Below are 21710 nucleotides of genomic sequence, written 5' to 3'. Positions count from 1 at the left end.
CCGGTGGCCGGTGGCGGGGGTCGTGCACTGCCGGGCGCCGCGTCAGCCGATCAGCGTGTCCCCGTCGACCGTCGGGATCGCCTCCGTCTGGTCCCGCAGGTCGCCCGGCTGCACACCCAGGATCGACTGCTCGTCGGGCCTGTTCGGCAGGATGTTCTTCACGTAGCTGCGCGCGACCTCCTGCAGCGGCACGTCCCGGTGCTGCTGCTGCGACAGGAACCAGCGGTGGTCGAGCAGCTCGTGGAACACCTGCGCGGGCTCGAGCTTGCCGCGCATCTCCTTGGGCACCATGCGCACCGCGGGCTCGAAGATCTCCGTCAACCAGTCGTGCGCGACGAACGCCTCGTCCTCCATCTGACGGTCGGTGGCCGCGCGGTACTCGTCGAGGTCGTTCAGCAGGCGGCGCGCCTGGTTCTCCTGCACGTCCAGCCCCGTGAGCCGCATGAGCCGGCGCGAGTAGTGCCCCGACTCCACGACCTTCGGCTGGATGCGGACCGTGGTGCCGTCCACGTCCGTGGTGATGTCCAGCTCGCCCACGTCGAAGCCCAGGTCGTTGAGCCGGTCGATGCGTGCCTGCACGCGCCACCGCTCGCCGTAGCTGAACGACTCGACCTCCGTGAGCGCCGTCCACAGGTCCCGGTACCGCACCGCGAGCGCGTCGCCGATCGCGACCGCGTCCACGTCCTCGTCGAGGAACTCGCCCGCCTGCAGGTCCATGAGCTCGCCGATGATGTTCACGCGCGCGACCTCGAGGTCGTACCCGCGCTGGCCCTCCGTGAGGCGCTCGTGCAGATCGCCCGTCTCCGCGTCCACGAGGTACGCCGCGAACGTCTCCGCGTCCCGGCGGAACAGCGTGTTCGACAGCGACACGTCGCCCCAGTAGAAGCCCGCGAGGTGCAGCCGCACGAGGAGCACGGCGAGCGCGTCGATCAGCCGGGTCGCGGTGTCCGGCCGCAGCGACTGGCTGAACAGCGAGCGGTACGGCAGGGAGAACTGCAGGTGCTGCGTGATGAGCACCGCCTCGAGCGGCTCGCCCTCCGGTGAGCGGCGTCCCGTGATCACGCCGACCGGCTCGACCGACGGGACATCCAGCCGACGCAGCTGCCGCAGCAGCTCGTACTCCCGGTACGCGACCGTCTCGCCGATCTCCTTGATCGCGATGACCCGGCCCGACAGGCGTGCGAACCGCACGATGTGGCGCGAGATGCCGCGGGGGAGCGCCGCGAGCGTCTCGGCGGGCCACTCCTCGAGCGGGATGTGCCAGGGCAGGTCGAGCAGCGCCGGGTCGGGGTCGGCCGCCGTGATCTGCAGGCGCTGCGGCGTGGTGCTCATGGGCTCCATCCTGCCAGCGGGGCCCGACGGCGCGATCGTCGGAACCCCACAACGAACGCGGGGAGGGCGTGAAGATCCCCGACCGGTCTCGCGCGGACCGGGCGGCGGACGGGGGGAGGACGCAGGTCAGGCGGTCCGCACAGGCAGGAGGGGCGGCCGGGCCCGAAGGCCACGACCGCCCCTCCCGAGGTGCGTGCGAACGTCAGGCGTTGATGCGCTCGCCCGAGCCCGCGTGGAACAGGTGCTGCTCGCCCGGGCGGATGCGGATCGCGACCGTCTCACCCTTGGCCGGGACCTGACGCGGGTCGACGCGCACGATGACCTGCGCGTCGCCGGCGCCCGAGTGGACCGTGCTGGCCTGGCCGAACTCGTTGGTGAGCGAGCCGTACACGAACGCGTCCGAGCCGAGCTCCTCGACGATGTTCACGATGACCGGCACCGCGTCCGGCGTGCCGGCGGGCACGACGTCGACGGCCTCGGGGCGGAAGCCCAGCGTGATGTGGTTCTTGTCGTCCTCGGTGAGCTGCGAGATGACCTCACGCGACAGCGGCACGCGCGAGCGGCCGAGCGACGCGTGGCCGTCGAGCACCGGGAACGTGCCGATGTTCATGGCCGGCGAGCCGATGAAGCCGGCGACGAAGACGTTGGCCGGCGTGTCGTACATCTCGCGCGGCGTGCCGACCTGCTGCAGGATGCCGTCCTTGAGCACCGCGATGCGATCACCCATGGTGAGGGCCTCGGTCTGGTCGTGCGTGACGTAGACCGTGGTGACGCCGAGGCGGCGCTGCAGCGACGCGATCTGCGTACGCGTCTGCACGCGGAGCTTCGCGTCGAGGTTCGACAGCGGCTCGTCCATGAGGAACACCTGGGGCTGACGCACGATCGCGCGACCCATGGCAACACGCTGACGCTGACCACCCGAGAGGGCCTTCGGCTTGCGGTCGAGGTACTCGGTGAGGTCGAGGATCTGGGCGGCCTCCTCGACGCGCTGGCGGATCTCCGCCTTCGGCGTGCCGGCGATCTTGAGCGCGAAGCCCATGTTGTCGGCCACCGTCATGTGCGGGTACAGCGCGTAGTTCTGGAAGACCATCGCGATGTCGCGGTCCTTCGGCTGGACGTCCGTGACGTCGCGGTCGCCGATGAGGATGCGGCCCGCGTTGACGTCCTCGAGGCCCGCCAGCATGCGCAGCGAGGTCGACTTGCCGCAGCCCGAGGGGCCGACGAGGACGAGGAACTCGCCGTCCTCGATGTGGAGGTTGAGGGCGTCCACCGCGGGACGCTCCGTGCCGGGGTACACCCGGGTTGCGTGGTCGAACGTGACCGTAGCCATGGTGCTACCAATCCCTTCACCGGCAGGTACGTGCCGGACGATCCGTCGTGGAGGGTGTTCAGTGTCTTCACTGACACGGCCGACGCGGAAGGACCCGCACCGGCCTTCGCACATCCTGCCACACGCCGGTGTGACCTCCGTCATCCGGAGGTCCCTGGTCCGCACCGTCAGGGGCGTGCTACGACGAGCGCCGGGCGCTCGAGGCCGCTCTCGGGGGCGGCGAGCACTCCGCCGGTCGGCCACAGGCCGTACTCCGCCCCGGGCACCGTGCCCTCCCAGACCCGCGCGCCGCTGTCCAGGTCCAGGGCTCGCACGCGGTCCGACGTGCCGAGCGCCAGCACCCGGCGGCCGTCCGTCGCGAGCCACGACGCGAAGTCCCCGGCGGATGCGGACCAGACCTCCTCACCCGTGCGCGCGTCGACGGCGGCGACCGTGCCCCCGGCACCGAGCAGGTACACCCGCCCGTCGAGCACGAGCGGGTCGGGGCTGAGGACCGTGCGGTCCCACAGCGCGTCCCCCGTGGCGGCGTCCCACGCGTGCACCGAGACGGCCGCGCCGTCCTGCCGCACCGTGAACGTCACGTCGGGTGCCGTGCCGTCGTCCACCGACGCCCGCGTGACCCAGCCCGCCTCGACGCGCCGGTCGCCGACGACGAGCGCGCCGTCGTTCAGGTCGCTGCCGAGCACGGGGCTCACCGTGACGACGCCACCGCGTGCGAGCGCCGCGAACTCGCCCTCGGCGAGCTCGCCCTGCGCGACGAGCGCGCCGCTCGTGTCGAGCAGCCACCACGGGGCGTCGAGCGGGGTCAGCAGGATGCGGTCGCCCAGCACGTCGATCGCCTGGCCAGTGGTGTATGTGGGCGCGTCCCGGTCGAGGGGCTCGTCGGCGGTCCACGTCCACTCGAGCGTCCCCGCCCGCGGCCCCGTGCCGACCCGCGACTGGACCGTCCAGAGCTCGCGCTCGGGGCGCAGCGGGTCACGGCCCGGGTCCGCCGTGACGATCGACGTCCCCGACGTCGTCCAGCCCGCCGCGCCGAGGTCGCGCTGCTCGAGCACGGTCCCGTGCGTCGCGTCGAGCACGACGAGCAGGTCGTCGACCCCGTCGCCCGCGAACACCGTGCCGGTGGTCACCACGCACGCCGCGGCCTGCGTCCCCAGCGGCCGGCACGTCACGTCGAGCGGCTCGGGGTCCTCGCGCACGAGGGCCTCGAGCGCCGGCGGCACCGCGAGGTCCCGGCGCCACACGACGTCGCCCGTCGCACGGTCGAGCCCCTCGACGCGTGCGGTCGTGCGGCTGTCGGGGACCGCGCGGTGCACGAGCAGGACGCCGCCCACCTGGACCGGGACGTACAGGGCCTCGAACCGCACGTCGTCGCGCACGCGCGGCGGGCCGTCGAGCGGGAGCAGCACGCCCGGCACGTCGTCGAACCGCGTCGCGCGCGCCTCGCGACGCTCGTCGAGCACGTACTGCGCGACGACCGCGCCGACGACGAGCACAGCCGCGCCCCCGACGACGAACCAGCGCCCCCGGTGCCGACGACCCGGTCCCTGGTCTCGTCCCTGGCCCGCGCCATCGGCGTCCGCCGCATCGCTGTCCGCTGCATCGACGTCCGCCGCGTGGACGTCCGCCGTGTCGATGTCCGCCGCGTGCGCGGTGGCGGGGTCGTCCAGCTCGACGACGGTCGTCCGCTCTCCCCGGCCGCGACGGCCGCGCCGGACGCCCCACCCCCGGCGTCCGGCGTCACCGGGCCGGGCCGCGGCGCGCTGGCTCGACGACCGTCCGGCGGGCGGCGCGGCGTCGCGCGGGCCCGGGTCGTCGTCCTCGAGCTCGACGGGCCGCATCGGGGCCACGGCGCCTCCTCGGCCGGGGTGCCTGCCGCGGTCCGCCCGGGACCGACGACACCGTCCGACCCGCGACCGACCCGCGACCGACCGCACCTGCGCGGTCGGTGCCCAGCCAACCACACCCCCTGGCCGCGCCCGGCCGAACCGCCCCGCCATCGCCCGGGTGCCTCAGCCCGCGCTCCACCGCCCGGCGGGTGCACGCGGGACGGCCGCACGGGTCCGAGGCGAGGGCGCCAGTTCGGGTTCAGCGGGTGGCGGGGTGGCTCAGACATGCGGTGCGCTGTGCGGGTCAGCCGGGCAGGGCGTCGGCGAGCGCGGCCAGGGCGCGCGTCATCTCGTGCGGGTCGGCCACGCGCAGCCGGGCGGCGGTGTCGCCAGGACCGACCTTGACCGTGACGTCGTGCTCGCCGAGGGCCTCGAACGCGTGCTCGTCGGTGACGTCGTCGCCCGCGTAGACCACGACGCGTGCGCCGAGCTCGTCACGCAGCGCGCTGAGGGCCTCGCCCTTGCTGGCGTGCAGCACGGAGATCTCGACGACGTCCTTGCCGCTCAGGACGCCCGAGCCGAGCTCGGCGCCCAGCGCGAGCGCTTGCTCGTGCGCGGCGGCCGCGTCGGCGCGCTCCGCGAGCCGGGTGTGCAGGACGACGGCGGTGGGCTTGGTCTCGACCCAGATCCCGTCGCGTCCGCGCGCGATGGCCGACGCCTGCGCGCCGAGCGCGGCGAGCCGGTCGGCCTGCTCGTCGGTGAGCCGGACCACGTCCCGGTCGAGGCCGTGCCGCGTCACGCGCGCCCGCTCGGCACCGTGCGAGCCGATCAGGTACGTGCCCACCGGGACCTCGGCCAGTGCGTGCAGGTCGTGCAGCGCGCGCCCGGACACGAGCGCGAGCGCGACGTCGTCCGCCTCGGCGATGCGCCGTAGCGGCTCGACGCCCTCCGGCAGCACCCGCGACAGCGACGGGTCGTCCTGCAACGGGGCCAGCGTGCCGTCGAAGTCGAGCGCGACGAGCAGCGGCCGGGCCTCGGCGTCGTCCGCCAGCGCCACGAGCGCGTCGACGACCGCCCCACGGTCACGTGGCGCAGGAGACGGCGCTGCCGGGCGGTCGTGCGGTGCGGGGGTGGGCGCGGCCAGCCCCCGGTCGTGCGGTGCGGGGGTAGGCGCGACCAGCCCCGGGTCGGGCTGTGCGGGGGCAGGCGTCGTCGGCTCCCTGTCGGGCTGTGCGGGGGTCGGCACCGAGGGGTCGGGCCGGCCGGTCGACGCGCCCGTGCTGGCGTCAGACATGGCTGTCTCGCTGGGGGACGGCGGTGAGCACCGCGAGGAACTCGCGCGACCAGGCGTTGACGTCGTGGCCGAGCACGCGCCGCCGCAGCCGGCGCATGCGCTTGCGGGCCTCGCGCGGGTCGAGGTGCGCGGCGTACGTGATCGCGTCCTTCATCCCGTCGATGTCGTGCGGATTCACCAGGATCGCGCCCGCGAGCTCGTCGGCCGCACCGGTGAACTCGCTGAGGACCAGCGCGCCGCGGTCGTCGGACCGTGCGGCCGCGTACTCCTTGGCGACCAGGTTCATCCCGTCGCGCAGCGCGGTCACGAGCATGACGTCCGCGGCGAGGTACAGCGCGGCCATCTCCTCCATGGGGAACGACTGGTGCAGGTACTGCACGGGTGCGTGCCCCACCTGGCCGAAGTCGCCGTTGATCCGGCCGACGAGCAGCTCCACCTCGTCACGCAGCTGCGCGTAGGCGCCGACGTTCTCCCGGCTCGGTGAGGCGACCTGCACCAGCGTCGTCTCGCTGGGTGACAGGCGGCCGTCCTGGAGGAGCTCGCCGTACGCCTTGATGCGGTGCCGGATGCCCTTGGTGTAGTCGAGGCGGTCGACCCCGAGCAGCAGGATCGTGGGGTTGCCGAGCTCGTGGCGGATCTCGACGGCACGTTCCTGCACGGCGTCGGTGCGGGCGAGGGCGTCGAAGGCGGCGGAGTCGATCGAGATCGGGAACGCCGCGGCGCGCACGTGCCGCTCGGTGCGGCCGTGCTCGTCGGTGATCGTGACGACCTGGCCACGTGTGGTCAGGTCGGTCAGGCGGCGGACCACGCGCACGAAGTTCGCGGCGTCCCCACCGCGCTGGAACCCGATGAGGTCCGCTCCGAGCAGCCCCTCGACCACGGCCTTGCGCCACGGCAGCTGCGCGAAGATCTCGAGCGGGGGGAACGGGATGTGGTGGAAGTACCCGATCCGCAGGTCCGGGCGGAGCTCGCGCAGCAGCGCGGGGACCAGCTGGAGCTGGTAGTCGTGCACCCAGACCGTCGCGCCCCGTGCGGCCTGCGCCGCGGCGGCCTCGGCGAACCGGCGGTTCACGCGCCGGTAGGCCTCCCACCACTGGCGGTGGAACGCGGGCGGAGCGATGACGTCGTGGTACAGCGGCCAGAGCGTGTCGTTCGAGAAGCCCTCGTAGTACCGCTCGACGTCGTCAGCCGAGAGCGTCACGGGCACGAGCTGGGTGCCGTCGACCTCGAACGGGTCCAGCGTGAGGTCGGGCGACCCGCCCCAGCCGACCCACGCACCGTCCGCCTGGGCCATGACCGGTGCGAGGGCCGTCACCAGCCCTCCCGGGGACCGGGTCCAGGTGGGCTCGCCGTCCTCGCCGAGCGACACGTCGACGGGCAACCGGTTCGCGACGACCACGAGGTCGTAGCCATCTTTAGGCACAGCAGACACTGCATCTCCTGGGTTGACTGAATCTTGACCCTAGTCGGTGCCCCCGCGACCCCGCCTGCCGAACGACGCACGTCACACGCAGGCCGAGCCGCCCGGGACGAACCGCCCTCGACGCGCACTCCAACCGCAGGTGACGCGGCTCGGACCGCCGGTCGCCTGGCCGGTCAACCGGGCGGCTCGCGGCTCGGACCGTTGTGGACCGTGCCCCGGCGCCCCCGGAACACGTAGCGCACGCCGAGACCCGCCAAGCCGGGGCCGGGCTCCGGAGCGGACTGCCCGGAGCTCCGCGGCGGCCCCGCGGGGCTAGGTGCCCGGTGGTCCGTCGCACGAGGTGGGGGAGCCACCCGTTCGACGTCGAGGTCGAGCGCATGCACCAGGTGGTGGTGGTGCGAGCAGAGCAGCACGGCGTTGTCCAGGTCGGAACGCCCGCCGTCCCGGTGCCACCAGCGGACGTGGTGCACGTGGCAGTACCGAGCGGCGACCGAGCAGCCGTTCCACGCGCACTGCCGGTCGCGTGCGACCACGGCGAGCCGCTGCGCGGGCGTGAACATGCGCCGCGTGCGCCCGACGTCGAGCGGCAGACCGCCCGTGTCCATGACGACGCGCGTCATCGCGCAGTCGCACAAGGCGGCCGCGAGCTCGGTGCGCGTCAGGACCGTCCCGTCGTCGCTCACCGCGGGCGCCACCCGCTGATGCTCACCCCCGAGGGTCTCCGCCGCGTCATCGGGCGGCCCGGCCGCACCCACGCCATGCCCCGCACCGGCGCCACGCCCCGCACCGGGACGACGGCGTGCCTGGTGCTCACGCACCGCGTGCCACGTCTCGGCCGGTACGAGCAGGCTCACCTGCGCGGCGGGCGCGCTCACGGCGCCGTCGGGAGCGACCGCCGCCGCCGGTCGGTCGTCTTCCCCGCCGGCGCGGCCGGACACGTCGGCGTCGGGTGCCGGCTGCGCGCGGTGCTCACCGGCATGGAACCCACCGGTCCCGGATGCACGGGCCCCGAGCCCACCCGCCAGCGCGTGCTGTGCCAGGGCCGTCAGGGCGTCGGCGCGCGCCTGGTCGCGTGTGCGGTCGTCGTCCTCGCGGTGGCCCGTCGCGTCGAGCGCGCGGGCGAGCACCTGACCCGCGAGCGGGTCGAGGAGCCCCTTGAGCGCGGTCCCGCGTGGACCGTGGCTCAGCGTGAGGTGCCGCGCGCGGCGTGCGTCCTCTCGCTCGTCCTCCGCCCGGTCCGGGTCGTGCTCCGCGACCAGCGCCGCGACGTGCCGGGAGAACTGCCGTGCGTCGGTCTGCTGCGCGAGCTCGACGAGCTGCTCCTGCGTCCGCTCGTCGGCGAGCACGCGCGCGACCTGGTCGCTCGCACCGGCGAGCGCCTGGCCGAGCACGTCGAGGTGCCCGCAGGGCACGGCGTGCTCGGCCACCGCCACGCCGACGAGCGGCAGCCGGTCCATCGCGTGGGCCGCGGCGACCTCCCGGGCCGCGGCGAACCTCGTCGTCCCCGACAGCCGTGCCCGGGTGTCCACGAACGCCCGCTCGCCCCCTGCGCGAGCAGCCGCCGCGTGCTGCGCGAGGAGGACCGGCCCCCGCGCGGCGGTGACGAGGCTCGCCGCCTGGTCCAGCGCTCGCACGACGCGCGCGCACGCCGCCCCGTCCCACGCCCGGGAGTCGCGAGACCGCTCGGCGACCGCGCGCAGCTGCTCCGCGACCTGGTCGAGCGACGCGAGCACGTCCGCCGCCGCGGAGGCGCGCGACAAGGCACCCCCCACCGCCACGGCCTCCGACTCGAACATGTGTTCGATGATACGCAACCCGGACGAACCGCACCACCGCCTGTCCACACCTCGGGCACCGGTGGTGCCCCGCGCACCGCCCGTCCAGGACCAGCGCGCCTGTTCGCACGCACGCCCGGAGCCGCCTAGCGTGACCTGGCATGGAACGGATCGGCCTCGCGCCGGGGGCGCAGATCGGCGGCTACACGGTCGTCGCCCCCCTCGGCTCCGGGGGCATGGGCACGGTCTACCGGGCGGTCGACGACGGTGGCACGGCGGTCGCGCTCAAGCTCCTCCACCCGCAGATCGGCGCCGACGCGCAGGGCCGCGACCGCCTGCGCCGCGAGGTCCTCGCGCTCCAGCGGCTGCGGCACCGGTCCGTCGCGTCCGTCCTCGACGCCGAGGCGGACTCCACGGAGGCGTTCATCGTCACCGAGCTCGTCGCCGGCGCGAACCTCGAGGACCACGTCCGCGAGCACGGGCCGTTCGGTCCCGACGACCTGCGCGACCTCGCGCGCGACCTCACCGACGCCCTCACCGCGGTGCACACCGCGGGCGTCGTGCACCGCGACCTCAAGCCCACGAACGTCGTCGTCGGCGAGGACGGTCCCGTGCTGATCGACTTCGGGATCGCGCAGGCCGCGGGCGACCGCTCGGCCCAGGTGACCACGGCGGGCCTCGTCGTCGGCACCCCGGGCTACCTCGCGCCCGAGCTGCTCGACGGCGCCGAGCCCTCGCCCGAGACTGACCTGTGGGGCCTCGCGGCGGTCCTGGCCTTCGCCGCGACCGGCCGGCCGCCGTTCGGGACGCGCCCGCTGCAGACCGTCCTGGCGCGTGCCCGGGCGGGGGACGCGGACCTCACCGGCCTGGGACCGTTGACCAGTGACGCGCTGCGCCGCGCGCTCGACCCCGACCCCGCCGCGCGGCTCGACGCCGACGACCTGGTGGCCGCGCTCGCGGTGGCCGCGGTCGACGGCGACCCCGTCGAGACGGGCCCCGGCGGGGCGGTCGTGGAGGACGCCGCCGTCGCCGCGACCGTCGCGCTCGGCTCGGCGGGTGCAGGCGCGCCTGCGGACGACGAGGACGGCGACGCCCCCGACGAGCCCGCCCCCGACGAGTCCGACGCCGACGACGACGTCCCCGCCGACCCCGACGACACCCACCCCGACGACGAGGGCCGCGACGACCAGCCCGCGCCACAGGCGTCCGCCGCGAACGAGGCCGACCCGGCCGACGAGGAGTCGGACGGCGACGCAGTCGCGGACGACGAGAATGCCGTGGCCGCGGACGACGGGGTCGACGACCGGGATGGCGACGAGCACGACGTGGACGAGGACGCGGACGAGGCCGACACGGACGAGGAGGACGAGGGCGAGGACGACGACTCGTCGGACGACGACGAGCGCGATGCCACGAGCACCGTCGCCCTGACCGCCACGGCGCTCGCGGACGCGGGCCCCGCGAACCCGGGCAAGGAGCCGGGCACGGTCGTGATCGACACGCGCAGCCTCCCGGTGCAGGACGGCCACACGCGCGTCCTGCCGGCCGGCGACCCGACGACCGTCCTGCCGGCGGGCCCCTCGGCGACATCCGCCGGCCCAGCGGCCGACGACCGCGCCGGCGCGACGTCCGGGAACACGCTCGACCGCTCCGTGCGGGACGGCTCGGAGCGTGACGCGACGGTTTTTGAGAACCCGGACCTGGACGAGCTGGACGACCTGGCGCTCGACCCGCGGTACGGCCAGCACCTGGCGGACGACGGGTTCGACCGTGGCGGGCCGCAGGCGTGGCAGTCCCGAGACGGGGAGGCGGACGGGGAGGCGCAGGAGGGCGTCGACTGGATCGAGGACGACCTGGACGCCTCGGAGGTGGTCCCGGACGGCTCGGGTTACGAGCGCCCGCCGGCCCGCCGGCGCTGGGGTTCGCTGCTGGCGCTCGCGGCGCTGGTGGGGGCGCTGGGTGCGCTCGCGCCGGTGGTGACGGTGGGCGTGCTCGTCGTGCTGCTGGTGCTGGTGCGGACGGCCGGGACGGCCGTCGAGGCGATGTACGGGCGGCGTGAGCAGCGGGGGGTGCGCGCCTCCGACGTGCCGCGCACGGTCGTGGCGACGCCGTGGTACCTGGTGCGGGCGGTGGTGGCGCTCGTGCCGTCGCTCGTCGTCGCGTCGTGCGTGACGGTGCTGGTGGGCGGGGTGGTCGCGTGGCTCGTCGACAACGGGACGTGGACGATCGGGGACCTGCGCTCGGGTGACCCGGTGGACGGGGGGACGGCGGCGCTCGTCGTGGCGTCGGCGGTGCTGCTGTGGCTGGTGGTCGCGTGGTGGGGGCCGCTGTCGCGGATGACGCGCACGGGTGCGCGACGCGTGCTCGCGGTCGTCGCGCCGGGGCGTCTGGGTGCGGCGGTGCTCGTGGTCGCGTGCGTGCTCGCGGCGGTCGTCGTGGCGTCGCTGGTGTCGAACGGTGCGGGGATCGTGTGGTCGCCTGCGCCGACGCCCACGGTCCCGTGACCTGCGGCGGGTGTGCGGCAAGGCGCTGAACCGTGCCAGTTCGGGGTCGGGCCGACAGGTCCGTGCCGACGCACGGGTTCGACCCGTACCCTATGCCGTGTCGCCCACCGACCGAGGAGATCCCGTGCCCACGAACGACCCCAGGCCGACCAAGGCGCAGCGCCGCGACGAGGCGCGCGCCAAGGCCCTGCAGATGCGTCAAGAGCAGGAGCGCCGCGCGCGGCGCACGAAGATCCTCACGGCGAGCCTGCTCGTCGTCGTGATCGCTGCGGTGGGCGTGGTCGTGGGCGTCACGATCAAGAACAACGCGGAGACCGAGGCGAAGTACAGCGACGTGGTCTACGGCGGCAGCGAGTCGCAGGTGGTCGCGCCGAAGCTCGCGGACGTGACGGCGCCGTCGACCGCGAACGACAAGGGCGGCATCCCCGTCAGCGCGGCCGGCGTGGGTGAACAGGGCGCGGACGACGTCGTCGTGACCGTGTACTTCGACTTCATGTGCCCCTACTGCGGCATGTTCGACGCCGCGAACGCGGCGGACCTCGAGGAGCTCGCCGCGTCCGACGGCGTGACGGTCGACTACCGGCCGGTGTCGTTCCTCGACGGTCAGTCGAAGGGCACCTCGTTCTCGACGCGTGCGGCGAACGCGCTCGCGGTCGTCGCCGACAAGTCCCCGGAGCACGTCCAGGACTTCATCACCGCGATGTACGAGAGCGAGCCCAAGGAGGGCACGACGGGTCTGACGGACGACAAGATCGCGGAGATCGCGGTCGGGGTCGGCGTCCCGCAGGATGTCGCGGACACGTTCACGGACACGGTGGACGGCACGTTCGAGGTCGGCAAGGACGCCGAGGAGAAGACCGGCACGTGGCGCACGTTCGCGCCGTGGGTCACGGCCGCGACCCAGCAGATGGCGATCGACCGCGGTGGGGTCGGTACCCCGACCGTCCTGATCGACGGCCAGGAGTGGCCGGGCGAGGGCGAGGACAAGGGGGCCCTGTACCAGCAGGGTCCGCTGCGTGCCGCTGTCGAGTCCGCGCTGGCCGCGAAGGGCTGACGTCGACCGACGGGCCCGGCCACCGCTCGCAGGAGCGGGGGCCGGGCCCGTCGTCGTCGGTGGCGCCGGTGTGGAGCCCCCTGTCGGATTCGAACCGACGACCTGCTGTTTACAAGACAGCTGCTCTGGCCAGCTGAGCTAAGGAGGCGAGGGCGGTCAGCCTACCGAACCGCGCACGGGATCAGGTGCCTGTGCCCGTCTCCTCGAGCAGCCGCAGCGCAGCGCTCACGCGCGGGTTGCGTGACGGGTCGGCGTCGATGCCGAGCGTGGCGTACAGCGCGTTGACGTGGTTCTGCACGGACTTCTCGGTGATCCCGAGCTGTTCACCGATGCCGGCGTTGGACAGCCCGGACGCGAGGAGCCGCAGGACCTCGTACTGCCGGTGCGTGAGCCGGGCGACGTCGGACCCGGCGCGCGGGGTCGCCCGCGCGAGCAACTCGGGGTCGAGCACGGTCACGCCGACTGCGGCGGAGCGCACCGCGGACAGCAGGAGCTCTTCGCTCGTGGAGCTGTTCTTCGACAGGTAGCCCCACCCGTCGGCGACGTCGGGCGGCAGGTCGAGGAGCAGGTCCATCGCGTCGTGCGCGGACAGCAGCAGGATCCCGAGCCGGGGCTGCTCGCGGCGGAGCATGACGCCGAGGGCGATGCCGTTCCCGTCGGGCAGGTCGATGTCGAGCAGCGCGACGTCGACGCTGCCGGGCCGCAGGGCGGCGCGGGCCTCGGCGAACGTCCCCACGGACGCGACGACCCGCAGGCCAGGCATCTGCGCGAGGGTCCGCTCGAGCATCGAGCGGAAGAGCGGCTGGTCCTCGACGACCGCCACTCGGATGACCTCGGCCAGGGGTGTGCTCATCGGGTTCAGTATCGTCGGCTCGGGCGGAGTGCGCGTGCGGACACGGCGGACCGGGCCCGACGGGTAGGAGGACGATGGTCGAGGGGGCGCCGACGAGGCGGGGTGACGTGACCGCGGACCGCAGGGTCCTCCTGCGGCTCACGGGCATCGTCGCGCTCGGGTACGGCCTGGGGGCGTCGATCCAGGCGGCGTACGTGTACTCGAACCTGATCCCCGCGTGGCAGGACGTGAGCGTGTGGGCGCGGGTCGCGGCGAACGTGCTGGCGGTCCTCCTGCTGGTGGGTGCGCTGTGGGCGATGGGTGTGTACCGCTGGGTGTCGTTGGCGCGCATCCTGGGCGGTCTGGTGCTGGCGTCGGTGGTCGCGGCGGGCGGGCGCACGGCGGCGCAGGAGCTGTTGAGCGTGTACTCGAACCCGGAGCGCGCGACGATCGAGGCGGAGTTCGTGGCGGGGGTGGTGCTCGCGCTGGTGTCGGGCTGCATCGGGGTGTGGGGGATGTCGGCGCGGCGGCGCAGCCGTGCGCACCTGAGGCGCGCGGAGCGTGAGGCGCTCGAGGTGGAGCACGTGCTGGAGGCGCTCGAGGCCGAGGAGATCCGGGTGCGCCGCGAGGTCGCGGAGGGTCTGCACGGCTCGTTGCAGGGCAAGCTCGTGGTGGTGAACGCGCATCTCGACGAGGTCCTGGGCCGGTTGGTCGAGCGCGGTGCGGACCCGGACGACGTGGAGACGCTGCGCCGGGTGCGTGACGAGCTGGACGTGGTGCGGGAGCTGGACGTGCGGCAGATGAGCCGGCTGCTGTACCCGGAGCGCCTCGAGCTGGGCCTGGTGCCGGCGGTGCGTGCGCTGCTGGGCCGGCTGCCGACCGCGATCGCGACGCGCCTGACGGTGGCTCCCGAGGTGCGCACGGTCGACGACCCGGTGCAGGGCACGCTCTCGACCGCGCAGCGGCTGCTCGCGGTGCGGGTGGTCGAGGAGGGCGTCACCAACGCGTTGAAGAACGGACCGGCCGCGACGATCGTCGTCGCGCTCGCCGTGGTGGACCGCGCGCTCGTCGTCGCGGTGGAGAACGACGGGCCGTCGCCGGACCCGTCGCGGGGCAGCGACCCCGGCGGGGGCACCGCGCGGCTCGCGTCGCGGCTGCATCTGGTGCGTGGGACGGTGCGTCTGGAGGCGCTGCGTCCCCGGGGCGCGCGGTTGGAGGCGCGGCTCCCGCTCTGAGATGTCACCCGAACGGCCGCGTCGCAGGTGGCGACCGCTTTCTCGGGAGATGTCCGGATACCTGGACGGTTGTCCAGGGTGAAATAAACCGGCATACCCGGCGCGGTGGGTGGCAGCACCTCACCCGGCCATGGGAGCGCTCCGACAACCGTCCTACCGTCGATCTCGTCCGCGTGAGCGGGCCGCTCGGCGCCCACCCCGGAGCCGCCGTCCGCCTCCCCCCTCCAGGAGAACCCCATGCGCACCAAGAACAACCGCCGCAAGGCCATCGCCGTCGGCCTCGCGCTCGTCGGCGTCGCCGGTCTGTCCCTCGCCTCCGCGTCGCAGCTCAACCTCAGCTGGGGCGGCCAGTTCCAGGCCGGCAACGTGACCGTCTCGGGCGAGTGCCAGTCGTCCGCCGTCGCGGTCGCGTTCAGCGCCCCCACGTTCGACGGGACGACGACGAACCCGTGGAAGGTCCCGAACATCACGTTCAGCTCGATCGACGCCGCGTGCGCGACGCAGGGCGCGAAGTACTCGGTGGCCTACAAGACCACCGGTGACTGGCAGGCGCTCGCCACGGGCAACGCCGCCGCCGGCGTCCTGACCGTCGCGGCCCCGTCCGGCGTCGACCCGGCCTCGATCACGGGCTTCGCCCTCTCGCTGCACAGCTGACCCGAGGCCTCGTGCCCGGCACGGTCGTCGCCGCAGCACCCGACGCGCCCCCCGCGCGTCGGGTGCTGCGCACTGTCCCGACCGTCCTGTTCTACGCGGCCGCGCTGCTGGCGGCGTGGTTCGTGTGGCCGACGAGCCTGGGCGGCTGCACCACGCTGACCTACGTCAACGGTCACTCGATGGAGCCGACGTACCACACGGGCGACATCGTGATCTCGCGCTGCGGCGAGCCCGAGGTGGGGGACGTGATCGTCTACGCGCCCGCCTCGGAGCACGGCGTGCGCATCATCCACCGTGTCATCGGCGGTGACGCCGACGGGTGGGTGGTGCGCGGCGACAACAACTCCTTCACGGACCCGTTCGAGCCCGCGGGCGACGAGGTGCTCGGCGTCGCGCAGGCGCACATCCCGAAGATCGGGCTCGCGCTGCGCGTCGTGACCAACGCGTACCTGTGGCTCGGGCTGCTGTTCCTGGCGCTCGCGCTGTGGGCCTGGCCGTCGAAGGACGCCGAGCCCGTGGACGACGAGCCCGTGGACGACGAGGACATAGCCGACGAGGACATGGCCGACGAGGACGTGGACGACGAGCCCGGGGACGACGGCTCTGCCGAGCGCGGGTCCGACGACGAGGCCGCGGGTGGGCCGGGCACCGGCTCCCACCCCGACGCCGCCTCGACCGCTCCCCCCGACTGACCGGAGAGGACCGACATGCCCACGCGTGCCCGAGCCCCGCGACGCCACCCGGTGGTGGCGCTGCTCGTCGTGCTCGCGCTCGCGGTCCTGTCGGTCGCCGGTGCCCAGGCGGCCGGGCTGTCGCTGATGTCTCCGGTCCGCCCGACGGCGAAGCAGCTCGCGCGTTGCGCGCCGGGCCCGGTGACGGTCAGCCCGACGGGCACGTCGAGCGCGGGCCAGTTCACGCAGGTCGCGGTGTCGGGCCTCGCGGGTGGGTGCACGATCGGTGCGGTGCGGGTCGCGTCGGGCTCCACGGGTGCGTGGACGCAGGCGTTCGTCTCGTCGTCGTCGTCCGCGATCACGGGTGGCGCGTTCACCGCGACGGGCCCGGCGTTCACGCCCCCGGTCACGGGGAGCGGGCGTGCCTGGGTGACCGTCAACGGCTGGCCCGTCCCCGCCACGTGGGCCTACACGCCGCCCGCCGGTCCCGTGAGCCCCGGCAACGGGAACACGGTGATGCCGAACATCGAGTGGACGCTCGTCACCAACAACCCCGTCCAGGTGTGCTTCACCGCGACGGTCTCGACGACGTCGACCACGCCCGTGCCGTGGCAGCTGAAGATGGACCTGGCGCAGGCGCCGTTCAACGGGACGACGAGCCAGTTCGCGCTGCTCAACGCGCCCGGCGGTGCGGACATCGCGTGGAAGCTCGGCATCACGTACGACCACACCGCGATGACCGCGCTGATCGCCGGGAAGCCGGACGTCGACGCGCCGGTCACGACGATCACGAGCGCCACGACGCTGCGCTTCCAGGTGTGCAACTACAACCTGCCGCCGGGTGTCCAGACGCCGTCGGCGTACACGGTGACGTACACGAACAGCCCTGCGTGGACCGCGACGCAGGCGTGCGTGACGGCGACCGTCACGGGTAACGGCACGTCGCGGTTCTTCTTCGGGTGGACCGCCGAGATCGACATGTCGGCGGCGCGCGCCGCGGTGGGAGGGTCCGGGTGGTCGGAGCTGACCGACAACTTCTGGCAGCTCACCCGCACCGACCTGGGCGGCAACAAGTTCCGGTTCACGAGCAACACCGCGGCGAACATCTCGGGTACCCAGACCTACGTGTTCACCTACTGCGCGACCCGCTGACGGGCCGGGCTCAGCCCTCCTCGGACGTGACGGGGGCGGCCGCGGGCCGCTTGGGCGTGCGGGTGTCGCCCGACGAGCGCCCGTGCAGCCGCCGGGTGGCCCACGGGTAGACGTGCTCGCGTGCCCAGCGGGCGTCGCCGCGCAGCCGGTCGAGCCGGGGCGTGGGCGGCTGCGGGGCGAGCGGGTCGTCCCAGCGCTCCTCGTCGGGCGGCAGGCCGAGCGCGACGAGCGCGGCCTGCGCGACCCGTGCGTGCCCTTGCGTGGTGAGGTGGATGCGGTCGTCGGCCCACATGCGCCAGTCGCGCAGGGAGCGCATGCCCCACAGGTCGAGGACGTGCGCACCGTGCCGGTGCGCGATCGACCAGATGTGCGTGTTGTACGTCGCGACCCGCGAGCGGGTCGCGCGCAGGAGCCCGCTGTCCACGGTGTCGACGCCGGTCCCGAGGAGCACGTCGACGCCTGCCGCGCGCAGCCGGGCGACGGCGGCCTCGAGGTCGCGCGCGAGCCGGTCGACGTCGGCGGCGGGCCGCAGGATGTCGTTCCCGCCGCCGATGAGGCTCACCAGGTCGGGCTCGAGGCCGAGCGCCGCCGGGACCTGGTCGCGCAGGATCGGGCGCAGCAGCCGTCCACGGATCGCGAGGTTCGCGTACTCGAGCGGCGCCCCGCCGCCGGCGACCCGCCGTGCGGACAGGCGTGCGGCGAGCACGTCCGCCCAGCCGCGCAGGGGGGCGGTCGGGTCGGCCGGCGCCCGTCCGTCGGGCGAGTCCCACAGCCCTTCGGTGAACGAGTCACCCACGGCCACGTACCGGCTCCAGCGCACACCCTCGTCAGTCGACACGACGGACATTCTGCCTCTCCGCCAGCGCGACCGCGGTCGACCCCGACACGGCGATCGACCTGCGCGGCTGTTCCCGGAGTGGACCGCCGCCCCGGGACGTACGTCGAGATCGACCTCGTCGAGGCAGGTGCGCAGAACGGTGCGACGCCGAGCTGCACGCGCTGACTACGGCAGGCGCCAGTCGACGGGGGTCCCGCCCTGCGCGACCAGCAGGTCGTTCACGCGTGAGAACGGCCGCGAGCCGAAGAACCCGCGCGACGCGGACAACGGGCTGGGGTGCGCGGACTCGACGGTCGGCACCCGGCCCAGCGCGGGCTTGAGGGTCTGCGCGTCGCGCCCCCACAGGATCGCGACGAGCGGTCCGCCACGTTCGACGAGCGCGGCGATCGCCCGGTCGGTGACGGCCTCCCACCCCTTGCCGCGGTGGGAGGCGGGTGCGCCCGGCCGGACGGTGAGCACCCGGTTGAGCAGCATCACGCCCTGGTCCGCCCACGGCGTCAGGTCGCCGCTCGTCGGGGCGGGCGCGTCGAGGTCGTCGACGAGCTCGCGGAAGATGTTGGCGAGCGAGCGCGGCACGGGCCGCACGTCGGGCTGCACGGAGAACGACAGCCCCATGGGGTGCCCGGGCGTGGGGTACGGGTCCTGGCCGACGACGAGCACTCGCACGTCGGCGAGCGGGCGGTGGAACGCGCGCAGGATCGCGTCGGGTGCGGGCAGGTACTCGCGGCCCGCGGCCACCTCGTCGCGCAGGAACCGCCCGGCGGCGTGCACGTGGGCCTCGACGGGGGCGAGGGCGGCGGCCCAGTCGGGTGCGACGAGCTCGGACAGCGGTGCGGGAACCACGCGCTGGACCCTACCGGCGGGCGGGTGAACCGCGGGCGCGGCCCGCGGCCGGGCTCGGGCGGGCGAATGACACCGGTGTGGTTCGCGGCCTATCCTGGCGCTCATGGACGCAGCCCTCTCGACCGCACAGCTCGAGCCGATGCCCGCGGGCGAGGTCGACGGGCTGAGCGAGCGAGACGCGCAGATCCTCGCGTTCGAGCGTCAGTGGTGGAAGTACGCGGGCGCCAAGGAGCAGGCGATCCGTGAGCTGTTCGACCTGTCGGCCACGCGGTACTACCAGATCCTCAACACGCTGATCGACGACCCGGCGGCCCTGGCGCACGACCCGATGCTCGTCAAGCGCCTGCGCCGGATGCGCCAGTCGCGTCAGCGGGCCCGCACGGCGCGCCGGCTGGGCGTCGACGCCTGACCCCGCTCGCACGGCTCGCCCGCGCGTCGTCACCCGTGCGTGAGCGTGTCCGACGCGCCGGTGCATGCGCACGGCGTCGGGCCGGATAGCCTTCCTGCCGTGAGCAAGGCCGACTACCCGTACCCGGACGACGAGTTCGACGCGCCCCCGGACCCCACCGCCCCCCGCGGTGTCCACCGCGCGCCCCGTTCGGCATGGAGCCGCTGGTGGCCGTTCCTCGCGGTCCTGGTGCTCGCACCGGCCCTGGCGTACGGCATCGTCGCGTTCGCCACGCGCGGCGGCGACCTCCCGATCTCGTCCGGCGGCAGCGACGCCGACGAGACGCCGGCGCCGACCGCCACCGCGCCGCAGACGCCGGGTGCCGAGCCGACGGGCGAGGAGACCGAGCCCGCGGGTGAGCAGGAGCCGACGCAGGAGGAGACGAGCGCTCCCGCGCCGGACTTCGCCACGACGGTCACGGTGTACAACGCGGCCGGCATCCAGGGCCTCGCCGCGAAGGGCGCCGAGCGGCTCGAGCAGGCCGGCTTCACCGAGGTCGTCCCGACGAACTTCACGGGCACCAAGCCCGAGGCGTCGACGGTGTACTACGCCTCCGAGGAGGACTCGACGACCGCCTCGGTGGTCGCCTCGGCCCTCGGGATCTCGGCGGTGGAGCTCGACCCCGCGCAGGCGCCGTCGGGCGTCGTCGTGGTGCTCGTCTCCGCGCTGCCCTGAGCCGTCCTCCACAGGTCTGCGACGGGCTCTGTTCGCGGCGGGTGCGCTCCCACTAGGCTTCGGCGCACCCCGCGCAGCGGCGTGGGAGGTTCTCCCCAGCAAGGAGCTGACGGCATGGCGCACGGCACGGTGAAGTGGTTCAACGCGGAGAAGGGCTACGGCTTCATCACGCCGGACGCGGGAGGTGCGGACCTGTTCGTGCACTTCTCCGCGATCCAGGTCGACGGGTACCGGAGCCTCGAGGAGGGTCAGCAGGTCGAGTTCGAGGTCGGGCAGGGCGCCAAGGGCCCGCAGGCCGACCAGGTCCGCCCGCTCTGAGCCTCACCTCGTAGCTCACCCGGTAGCTGCCCGCGGCGGCGGTCAGCGGTCGAGGGCGTCGATCGCCAGCAGCGCGCACGCGGCGCTCCAGGTGAGGGGCGCGACGGCCGCCGGCCTGCCGTCCGCGAGGATCTTCTCGGGGATCGAGCCGGTCGGGGTGCGGTGCGTCTCGACGGCCGCGAGCCAGGCCCGGGCGCGCTCGTCCTCGCCGTTCTCCGCGGCGACCCACGCGTACAGGGTGGTCTGCGGTGTCCACGTGACGCCGTCGCGTCGCCACTCGCCCGCGGGGGCGACGCCGAGGGGTCGGCTCATCTCGGTGATCGAGCGCAGCCACGCGTCACGTCCGCCCGCGGCGGGCGCCTGCCAGAACGGCGCGAGGACGAACGCCGAGGCCGCGTCGTGGGCGGTGCCGTCCGGGTAGCGGGTCCAACCGGCGGGGCCGAACGTCTCGACCGCGGCCGCCCGCGCGGTGCGCGCCGTGCGCTGCGCGAGGAGCGCCCCCTCGTCGTCGCCCGCCTCCCGCAGCACCGCGACGGCCTGCTCGAGCCCGGCGACGAGCGGTGCGACCGTGCCGAGCGTCAGCCGGGTCTCGTCGCGCTCCCAGTAGTCCGGGGACGCCGGTGGCAGGCCGCGAGGGTCGAGCAGCGCGGCGGTGCCGTCGACCGCGGCCGCGACGAGCGGGGCGAGTCGGTGCGCGGCCGCCGTCCGGGCGGTGCCCGGTGGCACCTCGTCGAGCACGAGCCCCGCGGCCCACATGGCCCAGCCCTGGCCGTCCGTCTGGGGCGTGCGGTCGTCGGGCGGGCCCGAGCCGTCGGGCAGGTAGCGCGCCTCGAACCCGCCGTCGGCGCGCTGGGCGTCGGCGAGGAAGCCCAGCACGTCGAGCGCGTCGGCCGGGTGCCCGGTGCGCGCGAGTGCGACGGCGACGAACGACGCGTCCCGCGGCCACACGTACCGCCAGGCCGGCGTCCAGCCCGCGACGACCGCGCCGTCCGGTAGCAGCAGCGTGCGCAGGTCCAGCAGCGCGTCGCGCGCGAGGTCCTCGAAGGGGCCGCCGGCGCCCGGGACCGTGCCCTGCGCGAGCCAGGCCGCCTGCTCGTCCGCGAGCCGACGTGCCGCGGCGACGCCGGGCGCACCCGCCTCGCCGCGCAGCACCGAGCCCAGGTGGCCCACGCGCGGGTCGAGCACGCGTGTGCCGTCGAGGTAGGCGACGTCGGCGTCGGCGGGGAGCTCGACCACCGAGCCGTCGGGGGCGAGCGCGACGCCGGTCTGGTGCAGCGGGACCACCGCGTACGGGAGGGCCGCAGGCTCCGCGGCCGCGGCCGCGGGCCGGGCCGTGGTGACCGGGAGCACGGCGGCGGCGACCGCCCCGGCGGCCGCCAGTGCGCCGACGACGAGACGCGTGCGTCGTCGGCTGCGGGAGGTGCGGGCGTCGTCACCGGGCACGTCCCGGACCTTAGCCGAGCGGGGCGGTCCGGACGGCCCGTTCGGGCTCGCGTCCGCGGG

General features: G+C 74.5%; 19 protein-coding genes and 1 tRNA gene. 9 read left to right on the top strand and 11 right to left on the bottom strand.

Annotated features, from left to right (window positions below):
• Window positions 1–42: 42 nt before the first annotated feature.
• The 6 genes from ACT17Q_RS14075 to ACT17Q_RS14050 all read right to left on the bottom strand — a co-directional run bounded on the left by ACT17Q_RS14075 (window position 43) and on the right by ACT17Q_RS14050 (window position 9004).
• On the bottom strand, window positions 43–1332 hold the full coding sequence (locus tag ACT17Q_RS14075) for a DUF4032 domain-containing protein (protein WP_444663188.1): 1290 nt from the start codon (window positions 1330–1332) through the stop codon (window positions 43–45).
• Window positions 1333–1534: 202 nt separating this feature from the next.
• Window positions 1535–2662, bottom strand: a complete 1128-nt coding sequence (locus tag ACT17Q_RS14070) for an ABC transporter ATP-binding protein (protein WP_444663186.1) — start codon at window positions 2660–2662, stop codon at window positions 1535–1537.
• A gap of 167 nt (window positions 2663–2829) precedes the next feature.
• Entirely contained in the window at window positions 2830–4503 is a 1674-nt protein-coding gene (locus tag ACT17Q_RS14065; RefSeq protein WP_444665399.1) for an outer membrane protein assembly factor BamB family protein, read from the bottom strand.
• Between the two features lie 292 nt (window positions 4504–4795).
• Entirely contained in the window at window positions 4796–5785 is a 990-nt protein-coding gene (otsB, locus tag ACT17Q_RS14060) for a trehalose-phosphatase (protein ID WP_444663184.1), read from the bottom strand.
• The gene (locus tag ACT17Q_RS14055) at window positions 5778–7208 is read right to left on the bottom strand and encodes an alpha,alpha-trehalose-phosphate synthase (UDP-forming) (protein ID WP_166772207.1); all 1431 of its coding nucleotides are present in this window, start codon (window positions 7206–7208) and stop codon (window positions 5778–5780) included. The genes otsB and ACT17Q_RS14055 overlap by 8 nt, the downstream gene beginning before the upstream one ends.
• 173 nt (window positions 7209–7381) lie before the next feature.
• Window positions 7382–9004: a DUF222 domain-containing protein gene (locus tag ACT17Q_RS14050; RefSeq protein ID WP_444663181.1), complete on the bottom strand. Its 1623-nt coding sequence runs from the start codon at window positions 9002–9004 to the stop codon at window positions 7382–7384.
• Window positions 9005–9144: 140 nt separating this feature from the next.
• On the opposite strand from ACT17Q_RS14050, the gene ACT17Q_RS14045 reads away from it, so the two are divergent.
• Together ACT17Q_RS14045 and ACT17Q_RS14040 are read left to right on the top strand one after the other, a co-directional pair.
• Window positions 9145–11487: a serine/threonine-protein kinase gene (locus ACT17Q_RS14045; protein ID WP_444663179.1), complete on the top strand. Its 2343-nt coding sequence runs from the start codon at window positions 9145–9147 to the stop codon at window positions 11485–11487.
• A gap of 124 nt (window positions 11488–11611) precedes the next feature.
• A complete protein-coding gene (locus ACT17Q_RS14040; protein ID WP_444663177.1) occupies window positions 11612–12541 on the top strand; it encodes a DsbA family protein in 930 nt (309 codons plus the stop codon).
• Between the two features lie 71 nt (window positions 12542–12612).
• Here the strand turns inward: ACT17Q_RS14040 and ACT17Q_RS14035 are convergent.
• A tRNA-Thr gene (locus tag ACT17Q_RS14035) sits at window positions 12613–12689 on the bottom strand.
• 33 nt (window positions 12690–12722) lie between these two features.
• A complete protein-coding gene (locus tag ACT17Q_RS14030) occupies window positions 12723–13394 on the bottom strand; it encodes a response regulator transcription factor (RefSeq protein WP_268533029.1) in 672 nt (223 codons plus the stop codon).
• A 107-nt stretch (window positions 13395–13501) separates the two neighbouring features.
• On the opposite strand from ACT17Q_RS14030, the gene ACT17Q_RS14025 reads away from it, so the two are divergent.
• From ACT17Q_RS14025 to ACT17Q_RS14010, 4 genes are all read left to right on the top strand, one after another.
• Window positions 13502–14608 carry a sensor histidine kinase gene (locus tag ACT17Q_RS14025; protein WP_444663175.1) on the top strand — a complete coding sequence of 369 codons (1107 nt, stop codon included), beginning with the start codon at window positions 13502–13504 and terminating at the stop codon, window positions 14606–14608.
• Between the two features lie 237 nt (window positions 14609–14845).
• Window positions 14846–15262: a hypothetical protein gene (locus tag ACT17Q_RS14020; protein WP_094181814.1), complete on the top strand. Its 417-nt coding sequence runs from the start codon at window positions 14846–14848 to the stop codon at window positions 15260–15262.
• An 11-nt stretch (window positions 15263–15273) separates the two neighbouring features.
• The gene (locus ACT17Q_RS14015) at window positions 15274–15954 is read left to right on the top strand and encodes a signal peptidase I (protein ID WP_157732685.1); all 681 of its coding nucleotides are present in this window, start codon (window positions 15274–15276) and stop codon (window positions 15952–15954) included.
• A gap of 15 nt (window positions 15955–15969) precedes the next feature.
• Complete coding sequence (locus ACT17Q_RS14010) at window positions 15970–17085, top strand: hypothetical protein (protein WP_157732686.1); 1116 nt, start codon at window positions 15970–15972, stop codon at window positions 17083–17085.
• A 10-nt stretch (window positions 17086–17095) separates the two neighbouring features.
• On the opposite strand, the gene ACT17Q_RS14005 is transcribed toward ACT17Q_RS14010, so the two are convergent.
• Window positions 17096–17932: an SGNH/GDSL hydrolase family protein gene (locus ACT17Q_RS14005; protein ID WP_094181817.1), complete on the bottom strand. Its 837-nt coding sequence runs from the start codon at window positions 17930–17932 to the stop codon at window positions 17096–17098.
• Between the two features lie 156 nt (window positions 17933–18088).
• A complete protein-coding gene (locus tag ACT17Q_RS14000) occupies window positions 18089–18766 on the bottom strand; it encodes a uracil-DNA glycosylase (RefSeq protein WP_268531072.1) in 678 nt (225 codons plus the stop codon).
• 103 nt (window positions 18767–18869) lie between these two features.
• Here ACT17Q_RS14000 and ACT17Q_RS13995 point away from each other — a divergent pair, with 103 nt between their 5' ends.
• The 3 genes from ACT17Q_RS13995 to ACT17Q_RS13985 all read left to right on the top strand — a co-directional run bounded on the left by ACT17Q_RS13995 (window position 18870) and on the right by ACT17Q_RS13985 (window position 20207).
• Window positions 18870–19175 (top strand): DUF3263 domain-containing protein, encoded by a 306-nt coding sequence (locus tag ACT17Q_RS13995; protein WP_141320792.1) that lies wholly within the window; start codon window positions 18870–18872, stop codon window positions 19173–19175.
• A gap of 99 nt (window positions 19176–19274) precedes the next feature.
• Window positions 19275–19889 (top strand): LytR C-terminal domain-containing protein, encoded by a 615-nt coding sequence (locus tag ACT17Q_RS13990; RefSeq protein ID WP_141320794.1) that lies wholly within the window; start codon window positions 19275–19277, stop codon window positions 19887–19889.
• Between the two features lie 114 nt (window positions 19890–20003).
• Window positions 20004–20207 (top strand): cold-shock protein, encoded by a 204-nt coding sequence (locus tag ACT17Q_RS13985; protein ID WP_094181821.1) that lies wholly within the window; start codon window positions 20004–20006, stop codon window positions 20205–20207.
• Window positions 20208–20249: 42 nt separating this feature from the next.
• Here the strand turns inward: ACT17Q_RS13985 and ACT17Q_RS13980 are convergent, their stop codons facing one another.
• Complete coding sequence (locus ACT17Q_RS13980; protein WP_444663170.1) at window positions 20250–21650, bottom strand: glycoside hydrolase family 15; 1401 nt, start codon at window positions 21648–21650, stop codon at window positions 20250–20252.
• Window positions 21651–21710 lie beyond the last annotated feature (60 nt).

Source organism: Cellulomonas sp. CW35, assembly GCF_052378485.1.
GTDB classification, from domain to species: domain Bacteria; phylum Actinomycetota; class Actinomycetes; order Actinomycetales; family Cellulomonadaceae; genus Cellulomonas; species Cellulomonas uda.
The sequence above is the reverse complement of the archived record's forward strand: the minus strand, read 5'-3'. Positions and strand labels throughout refer to the sequence as shown.